Origin of the sequence: Lapidilactobacillus wuchangensis (assembly GCF_003946645.1) — a bacterium.
In the GTDB taxonomy this organism is placed as follows: domain Bacteria; phylum Bacillota; class Bacilli; order Lactobacillales; family Lactobacillaceae; genus Lapidilactobacillus; species Lapidilactobacillus wuchangensis.
This window is the reverse complement of the sequence record NZ_RHOU01000017.1, coordinates 1-13,851: the sequence shown is the minus strand read 5'-3', so window position 1 is coordinate 13,851 and position 13,851 is coordinate 1. Positions and strand designations below refer to the sequence as shown.

12 protein-coding genes are annotated in these 13,851 nt (G+C 39.5%); 6 read left to right on the top strand and 6 right to left on the bottom strand.

From position 1 onward, the window contains the following. Positions 1–288: 288 nt before the first annotated feature. The 6 genes from EKM82_RS10295 (at position 289) to EKM82_RS10270 (ending at position 9,526) form a co-directional block, all read left to right on the top strand. Positions 289–1,929 (top strand): peptide ABC transporter substrate-binding protein, encoded by a 1,641-nt coding sequence (locus EKM82_RS10295; RefSeq protein ID WP_125769010.1) that lies wholly within the window; start codon positions 289–291, stop codon positions 1,927–1,929. A gap of 893 nt (positions 1,930–2,822) precedes the next feature. Next, entirely contained in the window at positions 2,823–4,466 is a 1,644-nt protein-coding gene (locus EKM82_RS10290) for a peptide ABC transporter substrate-binding protein (protein ID WP_125769007.1), read from the top strand. 1,051 nt (positions 4,467–5,517) lie between these two features. Beyond that, positions 5,518–6,453 carry an oligopeptide ABC transporter permease gene (opp3b, locus tag EKM82_RS10285; protein WP_125769003.1) on the top strand — a complete coding sequence of 312 codons (936 nt, stop codon included), beginning with the start codon at positions 5,518–5,520 and terminating at the stop codon, positions 6,451–6,453. Then, on the top strand, positions 6,453–7,484 hold the full coding sequence (locus EKM82_RS10280) for an ABC transporter permease (RefSeq protein WP_125769000.1): 1,032 nt from the start codon (positions 6,453–6,455) through the stop codon (positions 7,482–7,484). Before opp3b ends, EKM82_RS10280 begins: the two co-directional genes overlap by 1 nt. Positions 7,485–7,494: 10 nt before the next feature. Continuing rightward, positions 7,495–8,577, top strand: coding sequence for an ABC transporter ATP-binding protein (locus tag EKM82_RS10275; RefSeq protein ID WP_125768997.1), 1,083 nt, complete (start codon positions 7,495–7,497; stop codon positions 8,575–8,577). Then, on the top strand, positions 8,567–9,526 hold the full coding sequence (locus tag EKM82_RS10270) for an ABC transporter ATP-binding protein (protein ID WP_125768994.1): 960 nt from the start codon (positions 8,567–8,569) through the stop codon (positions 9,524–9,526). The genes EKM82_RS10275 and EKM82_RS10270 overlap by 11 nt, the downstream gene beginning before the upstream one ends. 31 nt (positions 9,527–9,557) lie before the next feature. On the opposite strand, the gene EKM82_RS11670 is transcribed toward EKM82_RS10270, so the two are convergent. The 6 genes from EKM82_RS11670 to EKM82_RS11665 form a co-directional block, all read right to left on the bottom strand. Next, positions 9,558–9,752 (bottom strand): hypothetical protein, encoded by a 195-nt coding sequence (locus tag EKM82_RS11670; protein WP_164508245.1) that lies wholly within the window; start codon positions 9,750–9,752, stop codon positions 9,558–9,560. 430 nt (positions 9,753–10,182) lie between these two features. Beyond that, complete coding sequence (locus EKM82_RS10265; RefSeq protein WP_125768991.1) at positions 10,183–10,677, bottom strand: hypothetical protein; 495 nt, start codon at positions 10,675–10,677, stop codon at positions 10,183–10,185. 315 nt (positions 10,678–10,992) lie between these two features. Continuing rightward, positions 10,993–12,039 carry a GGDEF domain-containing protein gene (locus EKM82_RS10260; protein ID WP_164508244.1) on the bottom strand — a complete coding sequence of 349 codons (1,047 nt, stop codon included), beginning with the start codon at positions 12,037–12,039 and terminating at the stop codon, positions 10,993–10,995. A 265-nt stretch (positions 12,040–12,304) separates the two neighbouring features. After that, the gene (locus tag EKM82_RS10255; protein ID WP_125768985.1) at positions 12,305–12,868 is read right to left on the bottom strand and encodes a DNA-3-methyladenine glycosylase I; all 564 of its coding nucleotides are present in this window, start codon (positions 12,866–12,868) and stop codon (positions 12,305–12,307) included. A gap of 82 nt (positions 12,869–12,950) precedes the next feature. After that, entirely contained in the window at positions 12,951–13,436 is a 486-nt protein-coding gene (locus tag EKM82_RS10250) for a universal stress protein (protein WP_125768982.1), read from the bottom strand. Positions 13,437–13,516: 80 nt separating this feature from the next. Next, the coding region (locus tag EKM82_RS11665; protein ID WP_164508243.1) for a hypothetical protein at positions 13,517–13,851 on the bottom strand (335 nt) is incomplete at its 5' end.

Here is a 13,851-nt window from a genome sequence, read left to right as displayed (position 1 = left end):
AATCACCCCCTTCGAATGAATCATCACTTAATGATCTGCCAATACTCTCTCATTTTCAGCCAATCAGACTGGGCAAAATTCCTGTTAATTTACTAAGAAAATCAGCATTAAACTGATCTGGAATTAAAAAAATATGAAGTGCGAAACCTTGGCCTAATCAAGATTAGCCTCAGTTTCTATTATTATAATGAAAAGTTTCGTCACGATTCTCTTAGAACTAATTTACAAAGGTTATTAAAACAGGTAAAATTTATAGTGTTATTGCATTGCATTAAGGAGGAAAATTAAATGAAGTTACGCAATTTAGGCAAATTAGGAGTTGTCTCCTTACTTGCCCTTTCTTTGTTAGCGGCTTGTGGTGGCAACAAACAATCAAGCGGCTCAGCAAGTGGAGAACAAGTCTTTACCCGCATGGAAGGCGACGTCATCAGTAGTATGGACGCAGCCTCAATTACCGATGCGATTTCTGGGCAAGCATTAGTTGATACCATGGACGGTTTGTATCGTTACAATGGTAAAAAATTGGAACCAGCAATCGCCACTAAATTAGTTAAAGCAACTAATGATGGCAAAACTTATACCTTTGATCTTCGGAAGGGTGCTAAATGGAGCAATGGCGATCCCGTTACTGCTCATGATTTCGTCTTTGCTTGGAAACGTTTAGTTGATCCAGCTACGAAGTCACAATATGCTTATTTATATTCTGGCATTCAAAACGCTGATGACATCATGAATGGCAAAAAAGCTGCCGACACATTAGGTGTCAAGGCTGATGGTGATTACAAATTAGTTGTTAATTTGGATCATGCCATTCCTTATTTCTCAGCAATGGTTACTAACCCCGTCTTCTTCCCACAAAATGAAAAAGTTGTTAAGAAGTATGGTAGCAAGTATGGTACTTCATGGGATAAGACAGTTTACAATGGTCCTTTCAAGTTAAAAACATGGACTGGTACCAACCTTAGCTGGTCAGAAGTTAAAAATAAATCATACTGGAATGCCAAAGCCGTTAAGTTAGACAAGGTCAAAGTCCAAGTGGTTAAGGAACCATCAACTGCTTTGAACTTATTCCAAGACGGCACCTTAGATGATGCCATCCTTAGTGGTGAAGCTGCTCGGCAAATGAAGGACGATCCTTCATTCAAGCCACAATTACAATCATCAACTTTCTATCTTGAATTAAATCAAGAGAAAGTCCCTGCATTTAAGAATAAGAATATTCGTTTAGCAATTTCTAAAGCTATTAACCGTAAAGAATATACTAGCCAAGTTTTAGGCAATGCTTCAATTCCTGCCCAAAATGTGGTACCAAAGAATATCGCGCAAATGCCAGACGGCACTGACTTCTCTGCTGCTGCAGCTAAGAATGACAGTTACCCAACTGACTACAGTAAGGCTGAAGCTCGTAAACTTTGGAAGCAAGGATTGAAAGAAGTTGGCATCAATAGTTTAAGTATCGAATTCTTAAACGATGACTCTGAAAACGCTAAGAAGTCTGCTGAATACTTCCAAAGCCAATTAGAAGCCGTTTTACCTGGTATGAAAGTTAAAATCACTTCATTACCATTCAAATCTCGTTTAACTCGTTCACAATCTGGTGACTTCGACATGTCGATCAGTATTTGGGGTGCTGACTTCCCAGATCCAATTACTTTCCTTGAATTATTCACGACTGGTAACAGCCAGAATGATGGTAAGTGGTCTAACTCTGAATACGATCGTTTAATCGAAGCTAGCAAGACCACTGACGTTAACGACACTGAAAAACGTTATAACGATTTGTTGAAAGCACAAGAAATTTTGACCAACGAACAAGGCATCATCCCGGTTTACCAAACTGCCCAAGCACACTTGATCAATGCCAACGTTCGCAACTTAGCTTACTCACCATCAAACCAATACAATTTCGTCCACACTTATATTAAATAATCACGGATGACAAAAACGATTAGCAGCCAAGTTTAAATAGCAACTTGCTGTTAGCGGCATCAAAAGCGACCAATCGATTCAAAGATTGGTCGCTTTTTTGTGCCCATTAGTCTAAGTCCACAAATTATTGCTAAAATATTAGCGAGTTAGCATTTGGTTTTATATTCATTCGTCCGTTATTTCAAAGTGGCAATCGTCGTTTAAAACTCTCATCATTCATAGTAAATGAAGCCTAGTATGCAAACACAAAAGCCTTAAATGACTATTTTATTAGTTTCAGAAATAAATACTCATAATTAAGCTGGATTAATTTATCGAAGCATCAATTTAGTCCTAAGATGGCTAGACAAGTCCCATGGTGGCGGGATTTATTTAATAATGAAAAAATAATTAGATTGCTATTTACTTTTTAATAATGGCAGTGTATTATAATTATTCGTAACCTATTCGCGGTTAAAATGATCAGTTAAGTGACGCTATTAACCAGATCAAAGTCCTGCAAATCCTGAATGAAGCCAAGATTTTATCAGGTTTTGCCAACGTTCATTTTTAAAATTCGATAAATAATTATTTTTATAATTATTTATATCTCCTTAATGCTGAAAGAAGATTCTAAGTTTAGACTTAGGATCTTTTTTCATATTCTCATCTTGAAATAGTAATCGTTTGCAAATAAATCCTTCAAAGATAGTTCTATCAACGATTTGGCAAATTAAAATAAATATGAGAGAAACACTTTACTTTTTAATATTGTTCGGGTATTATACTAATTTATAAAGTTTATTATTAGAAAAGCAATTCAGTTTACTGCTGATTGGGTATGTTCAGGATGAGAATTTATCACTACTCTCATTTTGTCGGCAGTAAACCTCATAATTTAGGAGGAACAATCTATGAAATGGCAAAAACTAGCAAAATTAAGTGTGGTCGCCTTAGCGGTCACAACTTTACTAGCAGCATGTGGTACTAAGAAATCTAGCTCGGGCTCAGCTGATTCCAAACAAGTCTTAACTCGAATGGAAGGCGACGTCATTAGCTCAATGGACACATCAGTTATGACTGATGCCATTTCCGGTCAAGCTGCCGTTGATACAATGGACGGCTTGTATCGTTACAATGGCTCCGAATTACAACCAGCCATTGCAACTAAAATCGTTGAACCCACTAATGGTGGTAAGACCTACACTTATCAATTACGGAAAGACGCTAAATGGAGCAACGGTGATCCGGTCACTGCCCAAAACTTCGTCTACGCTTGGCAACGGACCGTCAATCCAGCCACTAAATCTCAATACGCTTACTTATACTCTGGAATCAAAAACGCCGACGATATTATGAACGGCAAGAAAGAGCCAAGTACCTTAGGTGTTACTGCTAAAGGCGAACATACTTTAGTCGTTGAATTAGATCATGCAATTCCTTACTTCAAGACAATGGTCGTTAATCCAGCTTTCTTCCCACAAAACCAAAAAGTTGTTGAAAAGTATGGTAGCAAATATGGTACAACTTCAGAAAAGACCGTTTATAACGGCCCATTCAAATTAACTGGTTGGACTGGGACAAACAATAGTTGGACCGAAGTTAAAAACAAAACTTACTGGAACGCTAGTAAAGTTAAGTTAGACAAAGTTAAAGTTCAAGTTGTTAAAGACAGCTCAACTGCTCTAAACCTCTTCCAAAGTGGCAAGATGGATGACGTTTCAATTAGTGGTGAAACTGCTCAACAAATGAAGAACGATCCTAGCTACAAGCCATTAGCTCAAGCAACAGTTTTCTATTTAGAATTAAATGAAAAGAAAGTACCTGCCTTCAAGAATGTTAAAATTCGCCAAGCAATTTCCAAAGCAATTAATCGACCAGAATTTGTTAAGAATGTCTTAGGTGACTCTTCAATCCCTGCTGCTAACGTTACCCCACAAAACTTAGCAAAAACTGCCGATGGCGAAGACTTCTCTAAAGCTGCTGCTAAAGTTGCTGGCAACGAAACTAAGTACGACAAGACTGAAGCTAAGAAGTTATGGCAAGAAGGTTTGAAAGAAGCTGGCATCTCTGATTTATCAGTTGAATACTTAACTGATGATACTGATGGTGCTAAGAAGTCTGCTGAATACTTCCAAAGCCAATTAGAAAAGACTTTACCAGGTTTGAAAGTTAAAATTTCAACTGTGCCATTCAAATCTCGTTTAACTCGCTCACAATCAGGCGACTTTGATATTGTCATGACCGCTTGGGGTGCTGACTTCCCTGACCCAATTACTTTCCTTGACTTATTCACGACCGGTAACAGTTACAACAACGGTAACTGGGACAATGCTGAATACAACAAGTTGATCGAAGCCAGCAAGACGACTGATGCGACTAATGATGACAAACGTTCAGAAGATCTTTTGAAGGCTCAAGAAATCTTAACTAAGGAACAAGGTGTCATCCCAATTTACCAACGGGCTCAAGGCCACTTGGTAAACAGCAAGGTGAAAGATCTCCGTTATTCACCAGCCAACATGTATAACTTCGTCGGTGCTTACATCGCTGACTAACCGCACCACCAATCAATCTGGTTCCAAATTTCCTCCTATATTTACTAATCTTTCTTCCATATAAAAAGGCTTGGGATATTTCCCAAACCTTTTTTGTTGTCTCTAAAATAGCTTAGATTAAACTATCCAGACAAAAAAACATCACTATTTAAAAACGATCAATAGTAACCAACAAGTTTTTAATTAACAATATTTCTAATCCGGTTGCGATCTTACTCAAGCCATTTTGATAACTACTCAAGCATATCCACATTTGAAGTCTGGTTGATTCAGCTCACTACTTTAACCTTGAACACTGGCAACGATGAATTGAACCACTTCAACTACAAACGAAATGGAAGATATAGTTGCCAGCTTTGTCAGTGTTTAAGGCATTTGTAGTGAGACAGGTCAGCTTGATTTAACTTGTTGTCGTAACTATATAGTAGTATCGAAAAAGTCCGCCAACAGTTTCTAGTTTTATCCAGAAAACTTGTCACACAGGACTATTAGTTTACCTCAATCTGTTTTTCTAAATAGTGGTAATCCATTCAGTTAGTTTCCACAGGTGGTTGCTGGGCGATTGGCGCCAGCTGTGAAATTATTCTTGGCGATTTATCGCTTAGAATAAGCCTCGTATTTGAAACAATTTGATTTGTAATTGGTTCAAATCGACGGCCACAGCGTTCCACGCCCTCTATATCGCCCAGCAACCACCACTCTAATTGAATAAGTCATGGCACTACTAGCTTCAAATCAGCACTCAGAATTTCATGTCGAGGCACTAAGTTTCTGCTTTTTGAACGGTTAGTTATTTTGGATAGCATGGGAGTATCCAAAGAAGTTGTTTATGAACGTTCTCATTTTTTACTTAGGTAAGAGTCACGGCATTATCTCAATGCTGGCCCATTTCAGTGAAAAATTGCCGTAAAAATATGAGAAAATAATTAAAAACCCAATTTACAATTAGGCGGTTTTACTGTAAGATAGTAACATGCGAAATTTTAAGTATCGGTAGTTTTCTAGGCTATTGGCCTTTGGGTTTCTCAGCATATATAGGGAGTGAAAAATCATGGGAAAATATATTCTCAAACGGATTGGTTACATGATTTTGACCTTGTTCATTATTGCCACGGCAACTTTCTTTCTAATGAAACTAATGCCGGGCTCGCCATACGCTAACCAAGCGAAAATGTCGGCGGAACAAATCAAGATTATGAACCAGCAATATGGGTTGGATAAACCAGTTTTCCAACAATATATCATCTATCTAGTTGGCTTGCTTCACGGCGACTTTGGAACCTCTTTCCAATTTAATAACCAACCAGTTTCATACTTGATTTCTAGTCGAATCGGGCCTTCTATGCAAATTGGGGTTCAGGCAATTATTCTAGGGACTGTTTTAGGTATCTTACTTGGTGCCATTGCGGCAATCCGGAAGAACAGCTGGGTTGATACCGTAGCAACTTTCTTTGCAATTTTAGGTCGTTCAATTCCTAACTTCGTTTTCGCAGTCTTGTTACAATTCTTCTTGGCCTTCAAATTGAAGATTTTCCCAATTGCTTTGTGGGACGGTTTCTCTTCAAGTATTTTGCCAACAATTGCTTTGGCGATGGCGCCATTGGCCACAACGGCGCGTTTCATGCGGACCGAAATGGTTGATGTCTTAAACTCTGATTATATTGAATTAGCACGGGCTAAGGGGAATACCCCATGGCAAACGGTTGCTAAACATGCTTTACGTAACTCATTAATTCCAGTTATTACAATTATTGGACCAATGGCTGTCGATTTGATGGTTGGTTCAATGGTTGTCGAGAATATCTTCTCCATTCCTGGGATTGGTGACCAATTCGTTAAATCAATTACGACTAACGACTACCCAACAATCATGGGCTTAACTTTACTTTACTCATTCATGTTGATCGTCGTTATCTTAGTAGTTGATATTCTTTACGGATTTATTGATCCACGAATCAGACTTAGCGGAAACGAGGGATCAAACTAATGGCTGATAATTCAACAGATATTAAATTCAATGAAAATAGTTTTAAAAAGATCGAAAAACATAACGTTGATGAGCAAGAAAAGATTTCCGCACCCTCATTAACTTTCTTCCAAGATGCCGTTCGGCGTTTGAAGAAAAACAAAGCCGCAGTCATTTCTTTCTGGTTGTTAGCTTTAATCGTTGTCTTCTCAATCATTTCAATTTGGTGGACACCAAGCGATCCTAACGCTCAACACGTGGCTTACGCTAACTTACCACCTAAAATCGCTAACGGCCAAATTCCTGGTTTTACTGGGAAAGCCAATGTTGGTGGTCGAATTGTTGATAAGTATGCCCAGGCTAAAGTGCCATCAGGGACTTATTATGTTTTAGGGACTGATTATCTTGGTCGTGACTTATTCTCACGTTTAATGAAAGGGATTGCCCTCTCATTATTAATTGGTTTCTTGGCTACCCTCTTTGATTTAGTCATCGGGGTGCCATACGGGGTGGTTTCCGGCTGGAAAGGTGGTCGCGTTGATACCTTAATGCAACGGTTTATCGAAATCATCTCCTCAATTCCTAACTTAGTTATCGTTATTCTGATGTTATTGCTCTTTACCCCTGGTTTAGGCTCAATTGTTGTGGCGATGGGGATCACCGGCTGGATTACCATGGCCAGGTTGGTGCGGGCGGAAACCTTAACGTTAAAGACTCAAGAATACGTTTTGGCAGCCCGCACCTTAGGCGAATCACCATTCAAAATTGCCATTAAACATTTAGTGCCAAACTTGTCTTCAACAATTATTATTCAGACAATGTTCTCAATTCCAACGGCCATCTTCTTCGAAGCCTTCTTAAGCTTCATTGGTATTGGGATTCCCGCACCAAATGCATCATTAGGGACATTATTGTCTGATGGTCAAAAGACATTCCGGTTCTTGCCATATCAAATGTGGTATCCAGCAGCTGCAATTAGTATCATCATGATTGCTTTTAACTTATTAGCTGATGGTCTCCGTGATGCCTTCGATCCAAAGACACAGGAATAGGAGCATAGCAATGGAAAAAATTCTTGATGTAAAAGATTTACAAATCAATTTTGATACCTTTGCTGGGCAAGTTAAGGCTATTCGCAATGTCAGCTTCCATTTAAATAAAGGTGAAACTCTGGCAATCGTTGGTGAATCTGGTTCAGGTAAGTCGGTTACTGTTCGCAGTATCATGGGCTTATTAGCCAACAATGCTCACGTCGATAATGGTTCAATTGATTTCAAAGGCAAAGATTTACTTAAAGCAACACCCCGCGAATTAGAAAGTATTCGTGGCAATGATATTTCGATGATTTTCCAAGATCCCATGACTTCATTAGATCCAACCATGCCAATCGGCAAGCAAGTCGCTGAACCACTATTGATTCACGGCAGCATGTCTAAGAAAAAGGCCATGGCCCGGGCTGAAGAAGTACTGGAACTAGTCGGTATCACGAACGCTAAGAATCGGATGAAGGACTACCCGCACCAATTCTCTGGTGGTCAACGGCAACGGATCGTCATCGCTATTTCAATCGTTAACTATCCTGAAGTTTTAATTGCTGATGAACCAACTACCGCACTGGATGTTACTATCCAAGCCCAAATCATCGATTTAATGAAAGAACTTCAAAACAAGATTGAAACTTCGATCATCTTCATCACCCATGACTTAGGTGTTGTGGCTGGGATTGCTGATCGGGTGGCCGTTATGTACGCCGGCAAGATCATTGAATATGGTTCCGTTGATGAGATTTTCTATAATCCGCAACATCCATATACTTGGGGTCTCTTAAATTCAATGCCAACTTTGGATACTAGTTCTGATCGTCTGTACGCGATTCCAGGTACACCACCGAACTTACTGAATCCACCAGCTGGTGATGCTTTCGCTCCTCGTAATCCTTATGCTATGCAAATCGATTACGAACAAATGCCACCATTCTACAAAGTCACTGATACTCATTACGCAGCAACTTGGCTCCTTGATCCTCAAGCACCAAAAGTTGAACCACCAGCTGCAATTAAGAAACGCCAAGAAGAATACCATCAGTTAGTCGCCGAAGGTAAGATTCAATCCTCAGTAAAGGGAGGCGCTAAAGATGGCGAATGATTCGCAAGCAACACCTAAGAAACTAATCGAAGTTAAACATTTAAAACAATACTTTAACGCTGGCCGACCTAATGAAGTTAAGGCTATCGACGATATCAGTTTTGATATTTACGAAGGCGAAACTTTCGGCTTGGTTGGTGAATCTGGTTCTGGTAAAAGTACAACTGGCCGTAGCATTATCCGTTTGTACAACCCAACCAGTGGTGAAATCAAGTTCTATGGCGAAGATATCAGTAAAATCAAACATAAAGATATGCTGAAATTCCGTCGGGAAATGCAAATGATCTTCCAAGATCCTTATGCATCATTAAATCCCCGGATGAAGGTCAAGGATATTATTGCCGAAGGTTTGGATATTCATCATTTGGTTAAAAACGATGAAGAACGTGATGCCCGCGTTAACGAATTACTTGATTTGGTCGGCTTAAGTCGCGATCATGCCACTCGTTACCCCCATGAATTCTCTGGTGGTCAGCGGCAACGGATCGGGATTGCCCGGGCATTAGCTGTTGAGCCCAAATTCATCATTGCCGATGAACCAATCTCAGCTTTGGACGTTTCAATCCAGGCCCAAGTCGTCAACTTACTCCGTGATATTCAGAAGGAACAAAACTTGACCTACCTCTTCATTGCCCATGATTTATCCATGGTTAAATACATTAGTGATCGAATTGCTGTTATGCATAACGGTCGCTTGATGGAATTATCAACGGCTAGTGAAGTCTACGATCATCCTTTGCATCCTTATACAAAGAGTTTATTATCAGCTGTGCCTTTGCCAGATCCAATGTACGAACGCAATCGTCATCGTAAACCATATGATGATAGCATCGAACATGACGGTAAAGAACGTTCCTTAAAAGAAATTGTTCCTGGACATTTTGTTTTGGCTACTGACGAAGAAGTTTCGTTATACCAAGCAAGTGCTGAAGAATACAACGAAAAATAATCAAAATAAAAAAGTCATGTTGGCTAATTAGCTAGCATGGCTTTTTTTGTAACCTATTACAGTTGAGTGTTAAAACAGAATTGCGTCTGACTCCATTCCGGGCTTGCTGGTTGTGGAACGCTGCCGACACTGATTGAAGCCTTTTTCCAAAAGTCTTCAATACAGGTCTTATTGTAAGTGCTAAAGCACTAACAATAATTTGGCGGCTGACAACCACGCCCTCCATTCCGTCTGGAGTTGAGGTGGAACATTTCATCTTTGTTAGTGGTTAAGCCAATTTTAGCGGGACTAATCAACTTGATTTGAATTGCAACGATAACTGAATAGCAAATCAAAAAGCTAGTTTGACACTCCTCTGGTTTTATCCAGAAAAGTTGTCAAACGAGCTCATTAGTTTATTGCAATTTGTTTTTCAATTAGTGGTGATCAATTCAGTTAGTTTCCACGGGTGGTTGCTGGGCGATTGGCGTCAGCTGTGAAATTATTCTTGGCGATTTATCGCTTAGAATAAGCCTCGCATTTAAGATTGTTGCGCTAGCAATAAGCTCAAATCGATGGCCACAGCATTCCACGCCCTCTAAATCGCCCAGCAACCACCACCATCAATGAGGAAGGTCTAAACGCCATCTAGCTTGCTTCAATTAGATTCGCAGTAATTACTGCTCGTCCTGCCAACGACTGATCATATCAGCTGCTAGTGCTAAACTAACGGCAGCATCAGCTGAAATATTTTCTTGGACAAGTTCAAAGTCACTAATAACAACTACGGCACCAATTACTTTCAGGCCATAAGTCAATAAATGTAAATCTTTCCGTGCCGAATAACCACCGGCAAAATTGTCCTCATGATTATAACTAAAGTGAATTTGCCGCTGGGTAATTGAACCATCAACGTGGTTAATTAATACCCGATCCTGCAAATGTGTTAATACATCGCGTTCACCTTGTAACGTCAATTTATGATCAGATAACTGTTGATAATAATCTTCCTCAGTCATGGCCATAATTTCTGTAACTGGCTTCTTAAATATCTTAAGTTGGTCAATAATTTCGTAAACCTTATTCGGATCAAATTTAACATGTTGGGCAATAATGTCATCTGTGTTCGTTTGTAACCAATCCGCGTATTGTTTAATTGCATCTCGTTCCATAACGAGCCTCCTTATCCATCTTTGAAACCTATCTCTCTTATTCTACTTGTCTCGAGGCCCAGACACAAGTGTTCAAGTTTAAAGTGAGCATCCGACTTTTTAATTAGCAGACTAAGATAAATCATTCATTAAAATAAATAATAGCTTAAATTTCGCACAACCATCCGCTTCGTTAACCAGGACTAACTAGTTATGGTGATGCCTACTCAATTCTGAGGCAGTTTAAAATATCGTTAGTGACAGTTTTAATCACTTTAATTCAGGCCATAAAAAAGCATGGGCCGTTGCAAGCGGCTCATGCGATGATCATAACGATTAGAAATCAGTTCTTATTTGATTGCCACCGGCTTTTTTGGCCTGATAAGTGAGCTGATCGACCTGGTCGAAAAACTCCTTAGAAGTGTAATTATCAGGATGAACCTTAGAAATGCCGGCAGAGAAAGTTAAATCAATTTCTTGGCCCTTATAGATGAAGTCTTCATCACGAATCACATTAAGCATGCGCTGACCAACTGCTGCCGCCGAACCCGGCTCAGTTTCGTTAAAAACTAGGGCAAATTCTTCACCGCCAATTCGATATAAGGCAATATCCACATTTTTGGAAATCATTTGGCTAATAATTTGGCAAAAATGAATCAGAATATAATTCCCGGCTAAGTGACCATAAGTATCATTGATTGACTTAAAATGATCTAAATCAAGAATCATCATGCATAATGAAAGATCTTTTTCTTTAGCTCGTTGAAAGGCATGTTCAACGTTCAAGTTAAACGCGTGGTAATTCAAAACTTGTGTCAAACCATCGATAAAGGCCTCTTGCGTTTGTTTGAAAATAACTTGTTGATTCTGTTGTAGAAAATACGTGACGATATACGGAATACTGACCAAAATAACCATTTGGATCAAATATTCGCCAGTTTGACCAACTGATAATTGATAACGCGAACTGTAAGGCGCATAAATGAAAGTCGCAGTCCAAAATATCAGGCCAACTAAATTATATAAAAGCAACCGCCACCAGGGCTTAATATTGCGGCCATAGCCAATCACCATGATCAAGGCAAAGAGAATGGCATAGGAAACAATATAGGCAAGCACGTATGGTTTAATGCCGTATAAAACGACGTACGTCACTGCCGCTGCATCAAATGCTACCGTGACAACATCGGGACTAACATACATCATCACTAAAATAAGAAACGATATTTTAATATTCGTAAAAGCTAGGGTATCACTAGTTGTGTTGAAGTACTGGAAAATCAGCATATAGACGGCTACCAATGAGAAAAAGGCCATGGCCAGCGAACGGAGCCGCCAATCCATCTTACCAACCCAGACTGCCTCATTTGAGTGTTTGGACATATAGATGTTGCTCACGAATTGGAAAATGAAAAAAACACCAAAAATCACAAGTAACTCAACTAGGACTAAAGTGGTTTTATCAACTTTAACCATAAAAATAATTCAACTCCATGAATAGTTAAGTAAGTCTGCCTAATTGGACGAAAAAGTACCAATCAAATCTTATATAAGAATTGATTAACCAAATATGAATAACACTCAATATGATACGCTCATTTCTTCGTTTAAGCAAAATTAAAATTATACATACATTAAATATTCCAATCTAGTGTTGAGTCTTAGCCGGGCAGTCACGGAGATGATCATCAATCATTCCCATTGCTTGTAAAAATGAATAAATAGTCGTTGGTCCTACAAATTTAAAGCCCTTTTTCTTTAAATCACGGGCGACTAAAACAGACAGTGGCGATTGCGTTGGCACTTCGGCTACGGTTTGCGGATAATTAATTTGGGGCACACCGTTCACAAAATGCCACAAGTACTCACTGAAGTGCTGAAATTCAGTTGTTGCTGGCAAAGCCAAAACTGCCTGAGCATTAGCCACGGTCGCTTCTAATTTACGGCGATTACGAATGATCGCTGGATCTTGCATTAAGCGTTCAATATCGGTAGTCGTCATTGCTGCCACAGTCTTAATATCAAAATGATGAAAGTCTTGCCGAAATGCAGCCCGCTTATTGAGTACCGTTTGCCAACTTAAGCCGGCTTGATAAGTCTCTAAGGACAATAGCTCGAACAACTTCTGCGAGTCATGTTCTGGTTGACCCCATTCTTGATCGTGATATCTTTTCATAGTCGCCGATGATAACGCCCAGGAACAAATTGCCATTGTTAATAACCTCCCCGAAATTTGTCAAAAATAAAAGGCCTGTAAAAGTGACTCACTCTTACAGACCCTCATCATCATAAAATTATTTTTTCTTCTTGCCTTGGAATTTATTATTTAAATCCGTCCGGACAATCAGCACATCACATGGTGCGTGGCGATTAACATATTCAGTTACTGAACCAACCAACACACGTTCAACGGCATTTAAGCCAGTTGCGCCAATCATAATCATGTCATTATGATGATCACGTGGGAAATCACGGGCAATGACAACTTTAGGATTGCCAAAACGAATATGAATGCCGATATCTTTTAAACCACTTTTTTCAATTGCAGCTGCTTTAAGGTTCTCCAAGTAATTCTGCGCATCTTCGGAGATTTGATAAATGGCATCCCCGGTTAAACTGCCACCATAGTTACCCACGAACTGCTTCGTATCTAACACCGTCAACAAATCCAAATGAGCGCCATTAGTTTGAGCAATTCGTTTAGCTTTATCAAAGGCCAACTCCGCCTCTGGTGAACCATCAACAGGAACTAAAATATTATGATATTCTTGTTCAGCCATTATTAGCACCTACTTTCTCTTCTATATATAAATGATAAACTCTACCCGCGATTAATTCAAGTTGGGCGAGCTGAGTCGCGTTAATAATAATCGATTCTTACCAAAAAAATACTTCTAGCCTTAAATCCTAGTAACGACGTATAAACAGAATCGGTTCTGACTCCATTGCGGGCTGCTTGGCGTGGAACGCGGCCGACGTTGATCTGAGCCAATGAAAGGCCAAAATTCAAAACCGTTAAAGCCTGATGATAGTCTTGAAACAGAAAAGGTTCTGACTCCATTGCGGGCTTGCTGGTTGTGGAACGCTGCCGGCATCGATTTGAACCAATTAAAGACCAAATTGTTTCAAATACGAGCCTTTGTCTAATTGCTAAAGCAATAAGACAAATTTGGCGGCTGACAACCACGCCCTCCA